Annotated in this window: 16 protein-coding genes; 15 read left to right on the plus strand and 1 reads right to left on the minus strand. The window is 60.2% G+C overall.

What is annotated here, in order from left to right:
- The 15 genes from rsmH to lpxC all read left to right on the plus strand — a co-directional run bounded on the left by rsmH (position 1) and on the right by lpxC (position 17326).
- Complete coding sequence (gene rsmH, locus AFK24_RS09035) at positions 1-942, plus strand: 16S rRNA (cytosine(1402)-N(4))-methyltransferase RsmH (RefSeq protein ID WP_080482089.1); 942 nt, start codon at positions 1-3, stop codon at positions 940-942.
- Positions 939-1232 (plus strand): cell division protein FtsL, encoded by a 294-nt coding sequence (gene ftsL, locus AFK24_RS09040; RefSeq protein WP_065832923.1) that lies wholly within the window; start codon positions 939-941, stop codon positions 1230-1232. Before rsmH ends, ftsL begins: the two co-directional genes overlap by 4 nt.
- Positions 1232-2965, plus strand: coding sequence for a peptidoglycan D,D-transpeptidase FtsI family protein (locus AFK24_RS09045; protein WP_170826306.1), 1734 nt, complete (start codon positions 1232-1234; stop codon positions 2963-2965). Before ftsL ends, AFK24_RS09045 begins: the two co-directional genes overlap by 1 nt.
- Positions 2965-4428: a UDP-N-acetylmuramoyl-L-alanyl-D-glutamate--2,6-diaminopimelate ligase gene (locus tag AFK24_RS09050; RefSeq protein WP_065832925.1), complete on the plus strand. Its 1464-nt coding sequence runs from the start codon at positions 2965-2967 to the stop codon at positions 4426-4428. Before AFK24_RS09045 ends, AFK24_RS09050 begins: the two co-directional genes overlap by 1 nt.
- Positions 4421-5791 (plus strand): UDP-N-acetylmuramoyl-tripeptide--D-alanyl-D-alanine ligase, encoded by a 1371-nt coding sequence (locus AFK24_RS09055; protein WP_065832926.1) that lies wholly within the window; start codon positions 4421-4423, stop codon positions 5789-5791. Before AFK24_RS09050 ends, AFK24_RS09055 begins: the two co-directional genes overlap by 8 nt.
- Positions 5791-6873, plus strand: a complete 1083-nt coding sequence (mraY, locus tag AFK24_RS09060) for a phospho-N-acetylmuramoyl-pentapeptide-transferase (protein ID WP_065832927.1) — start codon at positions 5791-5793, stop codon at positions 6871-6873. The genes AFK24_RS09055 and mraY overlap by 1 nt, the downstream gene beginning before the upstream one ends.
- Before the next feature lie 5 nt (positions 6874-6878).
- Positions 6879-8225: a UDP-N-acetylmuramoyl-L-alanine--D-glutamate ligase gene (gene murD, locus AFK24_RS09065; protein ID WP_065832928.1), complete on the plus strand. Its 1347-nt coding sequence runs from the start codon at positions 6879-6881 to the stop codon at positions 8223-8225.
- Entirely contained in the window at positions 8222-9436 is a 1215-nt protein-coding gene (gene ftsW, locus AFK24_RS09070) for a putative lipid II flippase FtsW (RefSeq protein WP_020292965.1), read from the plus strand. Before murD ends, ftsW begins: the two co-directional genes overlap by 4 nt.
- Positions 9426-10496: an undecaprenyldiphospho-muramoylpentapeptide beta-N-acetylglucosaminyltransferase gene (murG, locus tag AFK24_RS09075; RefSeq protein ID WP_065832929.1), complete on the plus strand. Its 1071-nt coding sequence runs from the start codon at positions 9426-9428 to the stop codon at positions 10494-10496. Before ftsW ends, murG begins: the two co-directional genes overlap by 11 nt.
- Positions 10489-11949, plus strand: coding sequence for a UDP-N-acetylmuramate--L-alanine ligase (murC, locus tag AFK24_RS09080; RefSeq protein WP_065832930.1), 1461 nt, complete (start codon positions 10489-10491; stop codon positions 11947-11949). The genes murG and murC overlap by 8 nt, the downstream gene beginning before the upstream one ends.
- A complete protein-coding gene (locus AFK24_RS09085; protein WP_065832931.1) occupies positions 11946-12905 on the plus strand; it encodes a D-alanine--D-alanine ligase in 960 nt (319 codons plus the stop codon). The genes murC and AFK24_RS09085 overlap by 4 nt, the downstream gene beginning before the upstream one ends.
- 3 nt (positions 12906-12908) lie before the next feature.
- Entirely contained in the window at positions 12909-13772 is an 864-nt protein-coding gene (locus AFK24_RS09090; RefSeq protein WP_065832932.1) for a cell division protein FtsQ/DivIB, read from the plus strand.
- Positions 13773-13786: 14 nt separating this feature from the next.
- The gene (gene ftsA / locus AFK24_RS09095; RefSeq protein ID WP_065832933.1) at positions 13787-15046 is read left to right on the plus strand and encodes a cell division protein FtsA; all 1260 of its coding nucleotides are present in this window, start codon (positions 13787-13789) and stop codon (positions 15044-15046) included.
- 68 nt (positions 15047-15114) lie between these two features.
- Positions 15115-16302, plus strand: a complete 1188-nt coding sequence (ftsZ, locus tag AFK24_RS09100; protein ID WP_020292971.1) for a cell division protein FtsZ — start codon at positions 15115-15117, stop codon at positions 16300-16302.
- Positions 16303-16414: 112 nt separating this feature from the next.
- Entirely contained in the window at positions 16415-17326 is a 912-nt protein-coding gene (gene lpxC / locus AFK24_RS09105) for a UDP-3-O-acyl-N-acetylglucosamine deacetylase (RefSeq protein ID WP_065832934.1), read from the plus strand.
- A 435-nt stretch (positions 17327-17761) separates the two neighbouring features.
- Here lpxC and AFK24_RS09110 read toward each other — a convergent pair.
- Positions 17762-18068 (minus strand): transposase (locus AFK24_RS09110; protein WP_139110472.1); only part of this gene is annotated, 307 nt, incomplete at its 5' end.

An 18068-nucleotide genomic window follows, 5' to 3' on the forward strand; every position in this document is an offset into this window, starting at 1 on the left:
ATGACTAGCGGCTTTACCCACATCACCGTACTGCTCGAAGAAGCCGTCGAGGCTCTCGCGGTGCGCGCCGATGGCTGCTATCTGGATGGCACCTTCGGGCGTGGCGGACACAGTCGCCTCATATTGCAGAAGCTGGGGCCTGATGGCCGATTGCTAGGGTTCGATAAAGATCCCCAGGCAATTGCCACCGGGCAATCGCTAGCGGCCGAAGACGGCCGCTTTGTTATTGTGCAGCGCAGCTTTGCCGAACTGGGTTCCGAGGCTCAAAGCCGCGGGATTGAGGGCAAAGTCAGCGGCGTCCTGCTCGACCTGGGCGTGTCCTCGCCGCAGCTGGACGATCCTGAACGCGGCTTCAGTTTCATGAACGATGGTCCGCTGGACATGCGCATGGACCCGACTCGCGGCGTCAGTGCTGCCGAGTTCATCGCCACCGCGCCGGTCGAAGAAATTGCCCGTGTCTTCAAGGAATATGGCGAAGAGCGTTTTTCCAGGCGCATGGCGGCTGCGGTCGTCGCGCGCCGTGAAGTGCAACCTTTCGAGCGCACAGCCGATCTGGCTGAAGTGCTCAAGGTCGCCAATCCGGCCTGGGAGAAGGGCAAGAATCCTGCGACGCGCGCCTTTCAGGGTTTGCGCATCCATGTAAACAACGAATTGGGCGATCTTGAAGCCGGCCTCGAAGCCGCGCTGGACGTACTCGAAATCGGCGGCCGTCTGGTGGTGATCAGCTTCCATTCCCTGGAAGACCGCATCGTCAAGCTGTTCATGCGCAAGCTCGCCAAGGGCGAAGCTGACAATATGCCCCGTGACCTGCCGATCCAGTTCAAGGCGTTCGATCCGAAAATCAAGATTCACGGCAAGGCGCAGTTCGCCTCCGATGTCGAGACCAAGGCCAATCCGCGCTCGCGCAGCGCCGTCATGCGCGTAGCGGAGAAGCTCAAGTGAGCCGGCTGTTCCTCAAGCCTCTCCCAGGCGGCAGTTTCATCATGCTGCTGCTGTTTATCGCCGTCCTGGTTTCGGCGATTGGCGTGTCGTACAGCGCCCACTGGAACCGTCAGTTGCTCAATTCCCTCTATTCCGAACTCAGCGTGCGCGACAAGGCGCAGGCTGAATGGGGTCGTCTGATCCTTGAGCAAAGCACCTGGACTGCCCATAGCCGTATCGAAACCCTGGCGACAGAACAACTGAAAATGCGCATCCCGAGCGCCGCCGAAGTTCGAATGGTGGCGCCATGATGAAGCTGGAGGGGGCTCTTTATCCGTGGCGTTTCCGCGTGGTTGTGGGCCTGCTCGTCATTCTGGTGCTCGCCATTTGCTGGCGTATCGTCGACCTGCAAGTTGTGGATCACACGTTCCTCAAGGAACAGGGCGATGCACGCAGCGTTCGTCATATCCCGATTCCTGCGCACCGTGGCCTGATTACCGACCGTAACGGCGAGCCTTTGGCCGTCAGCACGCCGGTTACCACGCTGTGGGCCAACCCCAAGGAAATGCAGCTGGACAAGGCCAAATGGCCAGCTCTGGCCGCCGCGCTGGGCCAGGATGCCAAGGCTCTGACCGAGCGTCTTGATTCTCAGGCTTCCAAGGAATTCATCTATCTGGTTCGCGGCCTGACCCCGGAGCAGGGCCAGTCGGTTCTGGACCTGAAAGTCCCCGGCGTATACGGCATCGAAGAATTCCGCCGGTTTTATCCGGCGGGCGACGTGACCGCGCACATGGTTGGCTTCACCGATCTCGACGACCACGGTCGCGAAGGTGTCGAGCTGGCCTATGACGACTGGCTCGCCGGCGTGCCCGGCAAGCGGCAAGTCATCAAGGATCGGCGCGGACGACTGATCAAGGATGTCCAGGTCACCAAAAACGCCAAGGCCGGGAAGACCTTGGCTTTGTCTATTGATCTGCGCCTGCAATATCTGGCAACCCGCGAGCTGCGCAACGCCATCGTCGAGAACGAAGCGAAAGCCGGCAGCATGGTGATCATGGACGTCAAGACCGGCGAAGTGCTGGCCATGGTCAACTCGCCGACCTACAACCCGAACAACCGTCGCACCATGGTGCCCGCCGCCATGCGTAACCGAGCGATCATCGATGTGTTCGAGCCGGGCTCGACCATGAAGCCGATCTCCATGACCGCCGCGCTCGACAGCGGCCGTTGGAAGCCAACCGACAAGGTTGAGGTTTATCCCGGCACCTTGCAGATCGGCAAATACACCATTCGTGACGTGACCAAGACCGAAGGCCCGATCCTCGATTTGACCGGCATCCTGATCAACTCCAGTAACGTCGGCATGAGTAAAGTAGCGTTCGACGTGGGCGGCGAAGCAATTTTCCGTGCCATGCAGCGCGTTGGCCTCGGCCAGTACACTGGCCTGGGTTTCCCGGGCGAGCGCGTTGGCAACCTGCCTAACTATCGCGAATGGCGCAAAGCCGAGACGGCGACCTTGTCCTACGGCTACGGCCTGTCGGTGACTGCGTTGCAGCTGGTTCACGCCTACGCCGCATTGGCCAACAATGGCCGCATCGTGCCGCTGACCATTCTGAAAAGCGACGCGGCGCCGACTTCGGTTCAGGCGATCCCCGAAGCTACCGCAAAAACCTTGCAAGGCATGCTGCAACAAGTGATCGAAGACCCGCGTGGCGTGTATCGCGCTCGTGTGCCGTCCTACCACGTTGCAGGCAAGAGCGGTACAGCACGTAAGACGTCGGTGGGCACCAAGGGTTACGCCGAAAACTCCTACCGTTCGCTGTTCGCCGGTTTCGGACCGATGAGCAATCCGCGCTACGCCATCGTTGTGGTCATCGACGAGCCGAGCAAGGGCGGTTATTACGGCGGCCTGGTTTCCGCGCCGGTATTCAGCAAAGTGATGTCCGGCACCTTGCGCCTGATGAACGTCACGCCCGATAACCTCGTTGCCACGCCGCCAGAACAAGTCAATGCAGCACCCGTCGTAAAAGGAGGGCGTGGTTGATGTCTTCCAGCCTGAACAAGATTTTTGCCCATGCCGATCGCGATCTCATGATTCGCGAGTTGACCCTCGACAGCCGCAACGTGCGCGGCGGCGATCTGTTTCTCGCCGTGCCGGGCGGCAAGTTCGACGGCCGCGATCACATTGCCGACGCCTTGAAGCGCGGCGCAGCGGCTGTTGCCTATGAAGTTGAAGGCGCTACGGTTCTGCCGATCACCGACGTGCCGCTGATTCCGGTCAAAGGCCTCGCGGCGCAGTTGTCGGATATCGCCGGACGTTTTTATGGCGATCCGAGCCGCAGCCTGAATCTGGTGGGCGTCACCGGTACCAATGGCAAGACCAGCGTTACCCAGCTGGTTGCCCAGGCGCTGGACCTGCTCGGCCAGCATTGCGGCATCGTCGGCACGCTGGGCACAGGCTTTTATGGCGCGCTGCAAAGTGGCCGCCATACCACGCCAGACCCGATTGCCGTGCAGGCGACGCTGACTGACCTGAAAAAAGCCGGTGCTCGCGCGGTGGCCATGGAGGTTTCTTCCCACGGTCTGGATCAGGGTCGTGCCACGGCGCTGGCCTTTGATGTCGCCGTGCTGACCAACCTGTCCCGCGATCATCTGGATTATCACGGCACCATGCAGGCTTATGGCGATGCCAAGGCCAAGCTGTTTGCCTGGTCCGACCTGCGTTGCCGGGTGTTGAACCTGGACGACGATTTCGGGCGCAAGCTGGCGGCGGACAAACATGAATCACGCCTGATCACCTACAGCCTCGAAGACTCCAGCGCCTACCTGTTTTGCCGGGAAGCGCGTTTCGATGACGACGGAGTGCGCGCCACGCTGGTGACGCCGCAAGGCGAACATCTGTTGCGCAGCAGCCTGTTGGGCCGCTTCAACCTGAGCAACGTGCTGGCTGCGGTCGGCGCATTGCTGGGTCTGGATTATGCGCTGGACGAAATTCTCAAAGTGCTGCCCCAGCTTGAAGGGCCGATTGGCCGCATGCAGCGTTTGGGTGGCGGCGCCAAGCCGTTGGTGGTGGTCGATTACGCCCATACGCCGGACGCGCTGGAAAAAGTTCTGACTGCGTTGCGCCCACATGCCAAGGGCCGTCTGTTGTGCCTGTTCGGCTGCGGCGGTGATCGTGATCGCGGCAAGCGTCCGTTGATGGCCGAAGTGGTCGAGCGTCTGGCCGACAGCGTGCTGGTCACCGATGACAATCCGCGTAGCGAAGTCCCAAGCCAGATTTTCGCCGACATTCGCGCAGGCTTTGTCCACGCCGATAACGTGCGCTTCGTTGAAGGTCGCGGCCCGGCCATCAGCGAGATCATCGCCAGCGCCAATGCCGACGATGTGATTGTGCTGGCTGGCAAAGGTCACGAGGATTATCAGGAAATCCACGGCCAGCGCCTGGCATTTTCCGACCTGGAAGAAGCCGCCAAAGCGCTGGCTGCCTGGGAGGTCGCGCATGCTTAAGCCGCTTTCATTTACTGAAGTGATCACAGCCCTCGACGCCCGTCTGGTTGGCGCCGATTGCAGCTTCGACGGCGTCAGCATCGACAGTCGCGCGATTGTGCCGGGTCAGCTGTTCGTGGCTTTGACCGGTCCGCGCTTCGACGGTCACGATTATCTGGATCAAGTCGCCGCAAAAGGTGCCGTTGGCGCGTTGGTCGAGCGCGAAGTTGCCGGGTCGACCTTGCCGCAACTGGTCGTGCTGGATACCCGCAAGGCGCTGGCGCAACTGGGTGCCATGAACCGCAACGCGTTTGTCGACAAACCGGTGGCCGCGATTACCGGTTCCAGCGGCAAGACAACCGTCAAAGAGATGCTCGCCAGCATCCTGCGCACCCGTGGGCCGGTACTGGCAACGCGTGGCAATCTGAATAACGAACTGGGCGTGCCGCTGACCCTGCTCGAGCTGGCCCCGCAATACGCGGCGGCCGTGATCGAGCTGGGCGCCTCGCGTCTGGGCGAAATCGCTTTTACCGTCAGCCTGACCAAGCCGCATGTCGCGCTGATTACCAACGCCGGAACCGCCCATGTTGGCGAGTTCGGTGGGCCGGACAAGATTGTCGAGGCCAAGGGCGAAATTCTCGAGGGCCTCGATAATTTCGGCATTGCGGTGCTGAATAAAGAAGATAAGGCGTTCCAGATCTGGAGCGCCCGTGCTGGCAAGCGACAGGTGATCAGCTTTGCGGTTGCTGATGCAACGGCCGACTTCCATGCACAGGATCTCAAGCTGGACGCTCGCGGCTGCCCGGGTTTCACCCTGCAAAGCCCGTTGGGTTCGGCGCGGGTGCAGCTCAATCTGCTCGGCGTGCACAACGTTGGTAACGCTCTGGCCGCCGCCGCCGGGGCGCATGCATTGGGTGTCACGCTGGAAGGGATCGTCATCGGTCTCAATACCGTGCAGCCAGTCAAAGGTCGCACGGTTGCGCAAATTGCTCCAAATGGCGTGCGGGTGATCGATGACACCTACAACGCCAACCCGACGTCGGTGAACGCCGCCGTAGACATCCTCACCGGTTTTACCGGCCGTACGGTACTGGTGCTCGGCGACATCGGTGAGCTGGGCGATTGGGCCGAACAAGGTCATCACGATGTCGGCGCTTACGCTGCAGGCAAAGTGTCAGCACTTTATGCCGTTGGTCCGTTGATGGTTCACGCCGTCAACGCGTTCGGCGAGCATGCGCGCCATTTTGCCAATCAGACCGACCTGATCGCTGCGCTGGGCGCCGAGCAGGACACTCAAACCACTATCTTGATCAAAGGCTCGCGTAGCGCGGCGATGGAAAACGTCGTCGCCGCGCTGTGCAGTTCTAGCCTGGAGAAACATTAATGCTGCTGCTGCTGGCCGAGTATCTGCAACAGTTCCACAAAGGCTTCGCGGTCTTTCAATACCTGACCCTGCGCGGGATCCTCGGCGTGCTCACTGCATTGTCGCTTTCCCTGTGCCTCGGCCCCTGGATGATTCGTACCTTGCAGATGCGGCAGATCGGCCAGTCCGTGCGCAATGACGGCCCGCAGTCGCACCTGTCCAAATCCGGTACGCCGACCATGGGTGGCGCGCTGATTCTGTCGTCCATCGCCATCAGCACGCTGCTCTGGGCCGACCTGGCTAATCGTTATGTCTGGGTGGTGTTGATCGTTACGCTGTTGTTCGGCGGCATTGGCTGGATCGACGATTACCGCAAGGTCATCGAGAAAAACTCGAAAGGTTTGCCGAGCCGCTGGAAGTATTTCTGGCAGTCGGTGTTCGGCCTGTGCGCGGCGATCTTTCTCTATATGACCGCGCCGTCGGCAGTGGAAACCACGCTGATCATCCCGATGTTCAAGGACGCCAGTATCGCGCTGGGCATTGGCTTCGTGGTCCTGACCTATTTCGTCATCGTCGGCTCCAGCAACGCGGTCAACCTGACCGATGGCCTGGACGGTCTGGCGATTCTGCCGACCGTGCTGGTTGGCGGTGCGCTGGGCATCTTCTGCTACCTGTCCGGTAACGTGAAATTCGCTGAATACCTGCTGATCCCGTACGTACCGGGCGCCGGTGAGTTGATCGTGTTCTGTGGCGCGCTGATTGGCGCCGGGCTTGGCTTTCTCTGGTTCAACACCTATCCGGCCCAGGTGTTCATGGGCGACGTCGGCGCGCTGGCGCTGGGCGCGGCGTTGGGCACCATCGCGGTGATCGTCCGTCAGGAAATCGTGCTGTTCATCATGGGCGGTGTGTTCGTGATGGAAACCCTTTCAGTCGTCATTCAGGTTGCGTCCTTTAAGTTGACCGGTCGTCGCGTATTCCGTATGGCGCCGATCCACCACCACTTTGAACTCAAGGGCTGGCCCGAGCCGCGCGTGATCGTCCGTTTCTGGATCATCACCGTGATTCTCGTGTTGGTCGGCCTTGCCACGCTGAAACTGAGGTAGAACGAGTGTCTCTAATCGCTTCCGACCACTTCCGCATCATTGTCGGCCTCGGCAAGAGCGGCATGTCCCTGGTTCGCTTCCTCGCGAACCGGGGCGTGTCGTTTGCCGTGGCTGACACGCGGGAGAATCCGCCGGAACTGGCGACCTTGCGTCGGGACTACCCTCAGGTCGAAGTGCGCTGTGGCGAACTGGACGTTGAATTTCTCTGCCGCGCCGATGAGCTTTACGTGAGCCCCGGCCTGGCGCTGGCGACTCCTGCGTTGCAGCAAGCCGCTGCCCGTGGCGTGAAGCTGTCTGGCGATATCGAGCTGTTCGCGCGTCACGCGAAAGCACCGATCATCGCGATTACCGGTTCCAACGCGAAAAGCACCGTCACCACCCTGGTGGGCGAGATGGCTGTGGCGGCAGGCAAGCGCGTCGCCGTCGGCGGTAATCTCGGTACGCCGGCGCTGGATCTGCTCAGCGACGATATCGAGTTGTATGTCCTCGAACTGTCGAGCTTCCAGCTGGAAACCACCGATCAACTCGGCGCGGAAGTGGCGACCGTGTTGAACATTAGTGAAGACCACATGGACCGCTACAGCGGCCTGCCGGCTTATCACCTGGCCAAGCACCGGGTATTCCGTGGCGCGCGGCAAGTGGTGGTCAATCGTCAGGACGTGTTGACCCGTCCGTTGATTGGCGAAGGCTTGCCATGCTGGACCTTCGGTCTGAACACACCTGATTTCCATGGCTTCGGTCTGCGCGAAGAGAATGGCGAGAAATACCTCGCGTTCCAGTTCGAGAGCCTGATGCCGGTGCGCGAGCTGAAAATTCGTGGCGCTCACAACCAGTCCAACGCCCTGGCGGCCTTGGCGTTGGGGCATGCGGTCGGCTTGCCGATGGACGCGATGCTCGCCAGCCTGCGCAGCTTCGGTGGCCTGGAGCATCGCTGCCAGTGGATTCGCGAGCGTGACGGCGTCAACTATTACGATGACTCCAAGGCGACCAACGTCGGTGCCGCGCTTGCTGCAATTGAAGGTCTGGGCGCGGATATCAGCGGCAAGCTGGTGCTGATCGCCGGTGGCGATGGCAAAGGTGCTGATTTCAGTGGTCTTGCTGCACCCGTCGCTGCCCATTGCCGCGCTGTTGTTTTGCTGGGCCGTGATGCCGAACTGATCGCCCACGTGCTGGGCGATTCGGTGCCGCTGATTCGTGCCCAGTCGCTGGATGAAGCCGTACAGCGCTGCGCAGACACCGCACAGCCCGGCGATGCCGTGTTGTTGTCGCCGGCCTGCGCCAGCTTTGACATGTTCAAAAATTACGAAGAGCGCGGTCAGCTGTTCGCGCAAGCCGTGAGGGACTTGTCATGATCTTTGGCGTAATCAAGCCGTATCCGTCGCCACTGATCAGTGGCCGTGGCATTGATGTCGACTTCCCGATGCTGGCCGGCTGTCTGGCGTTGCTGGGCCTCGGTCTGGTGATGATCACTTCCGCGTCGTCCGAAGTGGCTGCGGTGCAGTCCGGCAACACCCTGTACATGATGACCCGCCATTTGATCTACATGATCATCGGCATCGGTGCCTGCGGCGTGACCATGATGATTCCGGTCGCCACCTGGCAACGTCTGGGCTGGCTGATGTTGCTTGGCGCGTTTGGCTTGCTGGTGATGGTGCTGATTCCCGGGGTCGGGCGCGAGGTGAACGGTTCGATGCGCTGGATCGGCTTCGGCGCGTTCAACGTGCAGCCGTCGGAAATTGCCAAGCTGTTCGTGGTGATCTTCCTCGCGGGCTATCTGATTCGTCGGCAGACCGAAGTGCGTGAAAGCTGGATGGGCTTTTTCAAGCCTTTCATCGTGCTGTTGCCGATGGCCGGTCTGTTGCTGATGGAGCCCGACTTCGGCGCCACCGTCGTAATGATGGGTGCGGCGGCGGCGATGCTGTTCCTCGGTGGCGTTGGCCTGTTTCGTTTCAGCCTGATGGTGGCGCTGGCGGTGGGTGCGGTGTTCGTGCTGGTTCAGGCGCAGCCGTATCGCATGGCGCGTCTGATTACCTTTACCGACCCGTGGTCCGATCAATTCGGCTCCGGCTACCAGTTGACCCAGGCGTTGATTGCCTTTGGTCGCGGCGAATGGCTGGGCGTGGGTCTGGGCAACAGCGTGCAGAAGCAGTTCTATCTGCCGGAAGCGCACACTGACTTCGTATTTTCCGTGCTGGCCGAAGAGCTGGGCGTGGTTGGCTCGCTGCTGACCGTCGGCCTGTTCCTGTTCGTCAGCATCCGGGCGATGTACATCGGCATGTGGGCCGAGCGCGCCAAGCAGTTCTTCGGTGCCTACGTGGCCTACGGTCTGGCGTTCCTGTGGATCGGCCAGATCCTGATCAACATTGGCGTGAACGTCGGCCTGCTGCCAACCAAAGGTCTGACCTTGCCCTTCCTCAGCTATGGCGGCAGCTCGCTGGTGATCTGCTGTGCGAGCCTGGGCTTGCTGCTGCGCATCGAGTGGGAATCGCGCAACAACATGGGCAGCGAAGAAGCCGAGTTCAACGAAAGCGACTTCGCCGAGGAGCCGCCCCATGGACGCTAACGTGCTGATCATGGCCGGCGGCACCGGCGGACACGTATTCCCGGCGCTGGCTTGCGCCCGTGAGTTTCAGGCGCGCGGTTACAAAGTGCACTGGCTCGGCACGCCGCGTGGCATCGAGAACGAACTCGTGCCGCAGGCGGGTTTCGCCCTGCACCTGATCAACGTGACCGGCCTGCGCGGCAAAGGCCGTTTGTCCTTGCTCAAGGCGCCGTTGATGCTGATCAAGGCCTTGTTGCAGGCGCGCAAGATCGTGCGTGAGCTCAAGCCGGTGTGCGTGGTGGGTTTCGGTGGTTATGTCACCGGCCCCGGCGGCCTCGCAGCAGCGTTGGCCAAAGTGCCGCTGATCGTTCACGAGCAGAATGCCGTGGCCGGTACCGCCAATCGCAGTCTGGCGTCGTTTGCCAGCCGCTTGTGCGAGGCCTTTCCGAATACGTTTCCCGCGTCCAGCAAGCGCCGCACCACCGGCAATCCGGTGCGCGTCGAGCTGTTCCTGGAAACCCCGCGTCAGGCCCTGGCCGGGCGCCGCGCGCGTCTGTTGGTGCTGGGCGGGAGCCTGGGCGCCGAGCCGCTGAACAAATTGTTGCCCGAGGCGCTGTCGCAAGTGCCTGCGGACGTGCGGCCTGAAGTGTTTCATCAGGCCGGCAAGAATCACGATGAAATCACCGCAGAGCGCTATCGCACTGCCGGTGTCGAGGCGCAAGTGGCGCCTTTCATTCAGGACATGGCTCAAGCGTATAGCTGGGCCGACCTGGTGGTCTGTCGCGCAGGCGCGCTGACCATCAGTGAACTGGCGGCGGCTGGACTGCCGTCGCTGCTGGTGCCGTTGCCCCATGCGATCGACGACCACCAGTCCCGTAACGCCGACTATTTGGCCCTCGAAGGCGCTGCCTTCGTGATGCCACAAGCGACAACTGGTATAGCCGAGATGGCGGCGCGCCTGAAAGAGGTTCTGATGCAACCCGAACAACTGAACAACATGGCTCGTACCGCTCGCCGACTGGCCAAGCCTGACGCAACCAATACCGTGGTCGATATCTGTCTGGAGGTGGCCCATGGTTGAAAATCAACGCGCGATGCCACAACCGGAAATGCGCCGCATCCGTCGCATCCACTTCGTCGGCATCGGCGGCGTGGGCATGTGCGGGATCGCTGAGGTGTTGCTGAACCTGGGTTATGACGTCTCCGGTTCCGACCTCAAATCGTCCCCGGTTACCGAACGCCTTGAATCGTTCGGCGCGCACATCTTTATTGGCCACCGTGCCGAAAACACCGTGGGCGCTGACGTGCTCGTGGTCTCCAGTGCCGTCAACACGTCCAACCCGGAAGTGGCGACCGCTCTTGAGCGCCGCATTCCAGTGGTGCCACGCGCCGAGATGCTCGCCGAGCTGATGCGCTATCGCCACGGCATCGCAGTCGCCGGTACCCACGGCAAAACCACCACCACCAGCCTGATCGCCTCGGTGTTCGCGGCCGGTGGCCTGGACCCGACATTCGTTATCGGTGGCCGGTTAAACGCTGCTGGCACCAACGCCCAGCTGGGCACCAGCCGTTACCTGATCGCCGAAGCCGACGAAAGCGATGCGAGCTTCCTGCATCTGCAGCCGCTGGTTGCCGTGGTTACCAACATCGACGCCGATCACATGGCGACCTACGAAGGCGACTTCAACAAGCTGAAGAAGACCTTCGTCGAGTTCCTGCACAACCTGCCGTTCTACGGTCTGGCGGTGGTGTGCATCGATGATCCGGTGGTGCGCGAAATCCTGCCGCTGGTCAAGCGTCCGACCCTGACTTACGGCTTCAGCGAAACCGCCGACGTGCGCGCCATCAATGTGCGCCAGGACGGCATGCTGACGTTCTTCACTGTGCTGCGTCGCGATCACGAGCCGCTGGATGTTTCGGTCAACATGCCGGGCAATCACAACGTGCTCAACTCGCTGGCAACCATTGCCATCGCCACCGACGAAGGCGTCAGCGACGAGGCCATCGTTCAGGGCCTGTCGGGATTTCAGGGCGTGGGTCGCCGCTTCCAGGTGTACGGCGAGCTGCCGGTCGAGGGCGGCAACGTCATGCTGGTCGATGACTACGGCCATCACCCGCGTGAAGTCGCCGCAGTGATCAATGCCGTGCGCGGCGGCTGGCCGGATCGTCGTCTGGTGATGGTTTACCAGCCGCATCGCTTCAGCCGCACCCGCGACCTGTACGACGATTTCGTCCAGGTGCTGACCGAGGCCAACGTGCTGTTGCTGATGGAAGTCTATCCAGCCGGCGAAGAGCCGATTCCGGGTGCGGACAGCCGCAACCTGTGTCACAGCATCCGTCAACGCGGCCAGCTGGACCCGATCTACATCGAGCGTGGCGTCGAACTCGCGCCACTGGTCAAGCCGCTGCTGCGTCCGGGCGACATCCTGCTTTGCCAGGGCGCTGGTGACATTGGCGGCCTTGCTCCGCAACTGCTGCGCAGCCCGCTGTTCGCCGGTGCTGTCGTTGCGTCCACTGAAGGGAAGCTGAAATGACTGCCCTGACGCAATCGACACTCTTCAGCACGCTGGAGCCGAAAGCCTTCGGCCGTGTCGCCGTGCTGTTCGGTGGCAAGAGCGCTGAGCGTGAGGTTTCGCTGAAGTCCGGTCAGGCGGTGCTGCATGCCCTGCAAAGCGCTGGCGTCGATGCGTTCGGTATCGATGTCGGCGACGATTTCCTGCAGCGTCTGGTCAGCGAGAAAATCGATCGTGCCTTCATTGTCCTGCACGGCCGTGGCGGTGAAGACGGCACCATGCAAGGTCTGCTGGAGTGTCTGGAAATCCCTTATACCGGCAGCGGTGTACTGGCTTCGGCACTGGCGATGGACAAGCTGCGCACCAAGCAGGTCTGGCAGAGCCTGGGCCTGCCGACGCCGCTGCATGCGGTACTTGGCAGCGAAGCGGATTGTATTTCGGCAGTCACGGAACTGGGCCTGCCTTTGATCGTCAAACCGGCTCATGAAGGTTCCAGTATCGGTATGGCCAAGGTGACCAGCGTCGACGAATTGATCGCCGCATGGAAATCCGCCAGCACCTACGATTCGCAAGTTTTGGTCGAGCAATGGATTCAAGGTCCGGAGTTCACCATCGCTACGCTGCGTGGCCAGGTTTTACCGCCGATTGGTCTGGGCACTCCGCACACTTTCTATGACTACGATGCCAAGTACATCGCGGACGATACGCAGTATCGGATCCCGTGCGGTCTCGAAGAAAGCAAGGAACAGGAACTCAAGCAGCTGACAGCGCGTGCTTGCGAAGCCGTGGGCATTGCTGGCTGGGCGCGCACCGATGTCATGCAGGACGTGAATGGCAAGTTCTGGCTGTTGGAAGTGAACACCGTGCCGGGCATGACCGATCACAGTCTGGTGCCGATGGCGGCACGTGCGGCAGGTCTGGATTTCCAGCAACTGGTGTTGGCGATTCTCGCTGACAGTGTCCAGGCGCGAGGTTAAGCCATGAACGCGACGGCACGTCATCAGCCTCCAGCTCCCGGCCGCAAGCCGGTGCCGCGTGGTGCCAGTCGTATGGTGGCCAAGGAACCGCTGTCGGTACGTCTGCCGAAAGCGAATTTCGGTTTTCTCAAGGTGCTGTTCTGGCCGGTGATGCTGGTGATTCTGGGCTTTGGTACGTATGAGGCAGCGCAACGCTTGCTGCCTTATGCCGACCGGCCGATCACCAAGATCAACGTCCAGGGTGACCTGAGCTACATCAGTCAGCAGGCGGTGCAGCAGCGAATCGCGCCTTACGTGGCGGCGAGCTTCTTCACTATCGATCTGGCCGGCATGCGTTCGGAACTGGAACAGATGCCCTGGATCGCCCACGCGGAAGTGCGTCGCGTCTGGCCGGATCAGGTGGTGATCCGCCTTGAAGAACAGCTGCCGGTGGCGCGCTGGGGTGATGAAGCCTTGCTCAATAACCAGGGCCAGGCGTTTACCCCGCGCGAGCTGGCTAATTACGAACACCTTCCGCAGTTGTTTGGCCCGCAGCGGGCTCAACAGCAGGTGATGCAGCAGTACCAGGTTTTGAGTCAGATGTTGCGCCCGATGGGCTTCTCCATCGTCAGGCTGGAATTACGTGAACGTGGCAGCTGGTTTTTGACCACGGGCGCGGGCAGTGCCGGTCCCGGTATCGAGTTGTTGCTGGGACGCGATCACCTGGTGGAAAAAATGCGCCGCTTTATCGCCATTTACGAAAAAACGCTCAAAGAGCAGATCACGAATATTGCGCGCATCGACCTGCGCTACTCCAACGGCCTCGCCGTCGGATGGCGCGAGCCGGTAGCGACTACGACGGACAAACCCGCCGTCGCGAAGAATTGATAAGAGGCAGGACCATGGCAAACGTGCAAAGCGGCAAAATGATCGTCGGCTTGGATATCGGTACCTCCAAGGTGGTGGCACTGGTAGGCGAAGTCGCGGCCGATGGCACGCTGGAAATCGTCGGTATCGGTACCCATCCATCCCGCGGCCTGAAGAAAGGCGTGGTGGTGAATATCGAATCCACCGTGCAGTCGATCCAGCGAGCAGTGGAAGAGGCTCAGCTGATGGCTGGCTGCCGTATTCACTCGGCATTCGTCGGTGTGGCCGGCAGTCACATCCGCAGCCTGAATTCCCACGGCATCGTGGCGATTCGCGACCGTGAAGTCAGCTCTGCGGATCTGGAGCGGGTGCTCGACGCCGCCCAGGCCGTGGCGATTCCTGCCGACCAGCGCGTGCTGCACACCTTGCCCCAGGATTACGTGATCGATAACCAGGAAGGCGTTCGTGAGCCACTGGGCATGTCGGGCGTACGTCTGGAAGCCAAGGTTCACGTGGTGACCTGCGCAGTGAACGCTGCGCAGAACATCGAAAAATGCGTGCGTCGCTGCGGTCTGGAAATCGACGACATCATTCTGGAGCAACTGGCTTCGGCGTACTCGGTACTCACCGATGACGAGAAAGAGCTGGGCGTGTGCCTGGTGGACATCGGCGGCGGTACTTCCGATGTCGCGATCTTTACCGAAGGCGCGATTCGTCACACCGCCGTGATCCCGATTGCCGGTGATCAGGTGACCAACGACATCGCCATGGCGTTGCGTACACCGACGCAATACGCCGAAGAAATCAAGATTCGCTACGCCTGTGCCCTGGCCAAACTGGCCGGCGCCGGCGAGACCATCAAAGTGCCAAGCGTGGGCGACCGTCCACCGCGCGAACTGTCGCGTCAGGCCTTGGCTGAAGTGGTCGAACCACGCTACGACGAGCTGTTCACCCTGATCCAGGCTGAACTGCGTCGCAGCGGCTACGAAGATCTGATCCCGGCCGGCATTGTGCTGACCGGTGGTACCTCGAAGATGGAAGGCGCGGTCGAACTGGCCGAGGAAATCTTCCACATGCCGGTGCGCCTAGGCGTCCCGCATAGCGTCAAAGGGCTCGCCGATGTTGTGCGAAACCCCATTTATTCCACTGGTGTCGGGTTGTTGCTGTACGGGCTGCAAAAGCAGTCTGACGGTATTTCGCTTTCCGGTATCAGCAGTAGCAGTAATGGCTACGGAGATGAACCTAAGGCTCCAGTGCTTGAACGTATCAAGCGCTGGGTGCAGGGCAATTTCTAGGTTTCAAAAGTAGTAATGGCAGGCAGTGGGCACTAGGCACAAAACTAGAGAATGAAAGGAGAGGGAAAATGTTCGAACTCGTAGACAACGTCCCGCAAAGCCCGGTAATCAAAGTTATCGGCGTTGGCGGTGGTGGCGGCAACGCTGTCAATCACATGGTCAAGAGCAACATCGAAGGCGTGGAATTCATCTGCGCCAACACCGATGCTCAGGCACTTAAAAACATTGGTGCGCGTACCATCCTGCAACTGGGGACGGGCGTGACCAAAGGGCTCGGCGCTGGCGCCAACCCTGAAGTCGGCCGTCAGGCTGCACTGGAAGATCGTGAGCGCATTGCAGAAGTTCTGCAGGGCACCAACATGGTCTTCATCACCACGGGCATGGGCGGCGGTACCGGTACCGGTGCAGCGCCGATCATCGCTGAAGTGGCCAAGGAAATGGGCATCCTGACCGTTGCGGTCGTGACGCGTCCATTCCCGTTCGAAGGCCGCAAGCGCATGCAGATCGCCGATGAAGGCATCCGCATGTTGTCCGAAAGCGTCGACTCGTTGATCACCATTCCCAACGAGAAGCTGCTGACCATCCTCGGTAAGGACGCCAGCCTGCTGTCGGCTTTCGCCAAGGCTGACGATGTACTGGCCGGTGCCGTTCGCGGTATCTCCGACATCATCAAGCGTCCGGGCATGATCAACGTCGACTTCGCTGACGTACGTACCGTGATGAGCGAAATGGGCATGGCGATGATGGGCACTGGCTGCGCCAGCGGTCCGAACCGTGCACGTGAAGCCACCGAAGCAGCCATTCGCAATCCGCTGCTCGAAGACGTGAACCTGCAAGGCGCACGGGGCATCCTGGTTAACATCACTGCCGGTCCTGACCTGTCTCTGGGTGAGTACTCGGACGTGGGTAGCATCATCGAAGCGTTCGCTTCCGAGCACGCCATGGTCAAGGTCGGTACTGTTATCGATCCGGACATGCGTGACGAGTTGCACGTGACTGTGGTTGCCACCGGCCTGGGCGCGAAAATCGAGAAACCGATGAAGGTGATCGACAACACCCTGCAGACCACTCAGCAAGCCTCGGCTCAGCCTTCTGCCCGTCAGGAGTTGCCGTCGGTGAACTACCGTGATCTGGACCGTCCTACCGTGATGCGCAATCAGGCTCACGCAGGCGCAACCGCAGCGGCGAAGATGAATCCGAACGATGATCTGGATTACCTGGACATCCCGGCTTTCCTGCGTCGTCAGGCTGATTGATGAAATGTATCAGGGGTATTAGGGTGATTGGTGTTCAGCAAAGGCCGGGTCTGCTATTATCGCCAGCCTTTGTTGATACCAGTTCGCAACTTGCGCTGAAGCGGCCAATGCCATGATTAAACAACGCACCCTGAAAAATATCATCCGTGCCACAGGTGTCGGCCTGCACTCGGGGGAAAAGGTTTACCTGACTCTCAAGCCTGCTCCTGTGAATACCGGTATCGTGTTTTGCCGTGCTGACCTCGATCCCGTCGTGCAGATTGCTGCACGGGCGGAAAATGTCGGTGACACCACCCTGTCGACCACGTTGGTCAAGGGTGATGTCAAAGTCGACACGGTAGAACATTTGCTCTCGGCCATGGCTGGCCTGGGCATCGATAACGCCTACGTCGAACTCTCTGCCTCCGAAGTTCCAATCATGGACGGCAGCGCGGGACCCTTCGTATTCCTGATTCAATCGGCTGGCCTGGAAGAACAGGACGCGCCGAAGAAATTCATCCGTATCCTGCGTGAAGTGTCAGTGGAAGAGGGCGGTAAACGCGCTACTTTCGTGCCTTTTGAAGGATTCAAGGTCAGTTTCGAGATCGATTTTGATCACCCCGTCTTTCGCGACCGCACCCAAAGTGCAAGCGTGGACTTTTCCAGCACTTCTTTCGTGAAAGAAGTCAGCCGTGCCCGGACCTTCGGGTTCATGAGTGATATCGAGTACCTGCGCAAGCACAATCTCGCACTCGGCGGCAGTGTGGAAAATGCCATCGTGGTCGACAAGGATGGCGTACTGAACGAAGACGGCCTGCGGTACGAGGACGAATTCGTCAAACACAAGATTCTTGATGCAATCGGCGATCTCTACCTGCTGGGCAATAGCCTGATCGGTGAGTTCCGCGGCTTCAAATCGGGGCATGCTCTGAACAATCGTCTTTTACGCACGTTGATCGAGCAAAAAGATGCCTGGGAAGTCGTGACTTTCGAAGATGCCAGCACTGCACCTATTTCTTACATGCGCCCTGTAGCGGCCGTGTAAGGTCAGTTTTACTCTCTTTCCTTTTATTTTTTAAAGGCTGCCTTCGGGTGGCCTTTTTTTATGCTTGCTGCAATGACCACCGGTAGGAGGGGACTTGTCCCCGAATGCGATTGGACGGTCAACGAGATTATCCAGACGTTATCGTTGCCTGAGGCTCTGCCTTCGGGGACAAGTCCCCTCCTATGTATGGACTCGCCCACACTTTCAACCTGCTTTTGAACACTGCTACCCGGTTGCATCTATGTATAAGGCCTGTTCGAGGAAGCATCATCGGCTTCTGGCCAACATTGGGTAAGCTCGCGGTATGCCGATTACAGTAAGGCCTCAAAGGGCCAGTAGGAGGGCAGGCATCTATCCGCGACGGTCTGACCTGGGGTCAATGTTCTTCAGCAGCGGTTGAGGTGACTCAGCACCCCGGTGGCAGAACTCTGTCGATTAATGGCTCATCGTCGCCTCCTGGCAACCCGCTGGCTGGCGACGATAGGTCTGATCATTTTGCAGCAGCACCCAAACGATCCGCAGGTTGCGGTTGGCCAACCGTACCGCGGCTCCTTTTTGACCGTGGCGACTTAACCAGCGCCGCAAGCGGTGGTCATCCGGATGCTCCGAATCAGGCCGCACCTGCCTCAATACCGCGTGTGCCCCTTGAATAGCCAAGCTGCGCAGGTAGGCATCACCGCGTTTACACATTTTTCCCAGTCGAACTTTTTGCCCGCTGCTGTTCTGTTCGGGCACGCTTACA

The organism is Pseudomonas syringae, assembly GCF_001698815.1.
In the GTDB taxonomy this organism is placed as follows: domain Bacteria; phylum Pseudomonadota; class Gammaproteobacteria; order Pseudomonadales; family Pseudomonadaceae; genus Aquipseudomonas; species Aquipseudomonas syringae_A.

Bases quoted from the DNA above. Each gene is read 5' to 3' on its own strand.
- murG (WP_065832929.1), top strand. From the start codon at position 9,426: ATGGACGCTAACGTGCTGATCATGGCCGGCGGCACCGGCGGACACGTA.
- mraY (WP_065832927.1), top strand. From the start codon at position 5,791: ATGCTGCTGCTGCTGGCCGAGTATCTGCAACAGTTCCACAAAGGCTTC.
- AFK24_RS09055 (WP_065832926.1), top strand. From the start codon at position 4,421: ATGCTTAAGCCGCTTTCATTTACTGAAGTGATCACAGCCCTCGACGCC.
- lpxC (WP_065832934.1), top strand. From the start codon at position 16,415: ATGATTAAACAACGCACCCTGAAAAATATCATCCGTGCCACAGGTGTC.
- AFK24_RS09085 (WP_065832931.1), top strand. From the start codon at position 11,946: ATGACTGCCCTGACGCAATCGACACTCTTCAGCACGCTGGAGCCGAAA.
- AFK24_RS09050 (WP_065832925.1), top strand. From the start codon at position 2,965: ATGTCTTCCAGCCTGAACAAGATTTTTGCCCATGCCGATCGCGATCTC.
- ftsW (WP_020292965.1), top strand. From the start codon at position 8,222: ATGATCTTTGGCGTAATCAAGCCGTATCCGTCGCCACTGATCAGTGGC.
- murC (WP_065832930.1), top strand. From the start codon at position 10,489: ATGGTTGAAAATCAACGCGCGATGCCACAACCGGAAATGCGCCGCATC.
- AFK24_RS09045 (WP_170826306.1), top strand. From the start codon at position 1,232: ATGAAGCTGGAGGGGGCTCTTTATCCGTGGCGTTTCCGCGTGGTTGTG.
- ftsA (WP_065832933.1), top strand. From the start codon at position 13,787: ATGGCAAACGTGCAAAGCGGCAAAATGATCGTCGGCTTGGATATCGGT.
- AFK24_RS09090 (WP_065832932.1), top strand. From the start codon at position 12,909: ATGAACGCGACGGCACGTCATCAGCCTCCAGCTCCCGGCCGCAAGCCG.
- rsmH (WP_080482089.1), top strand. From the start codon at position 1: ATGACTAGCGGCTTTACCCACATCACCGTACTGCTCGAAGAAGCCGTC.
- ftsZ (WP_020292971.1), top strand. From the start codon at position 15,115: ATGTTCGAACTCGTAGACAACGTCCCGCAAAGCCCGGTAATCAAAGTT.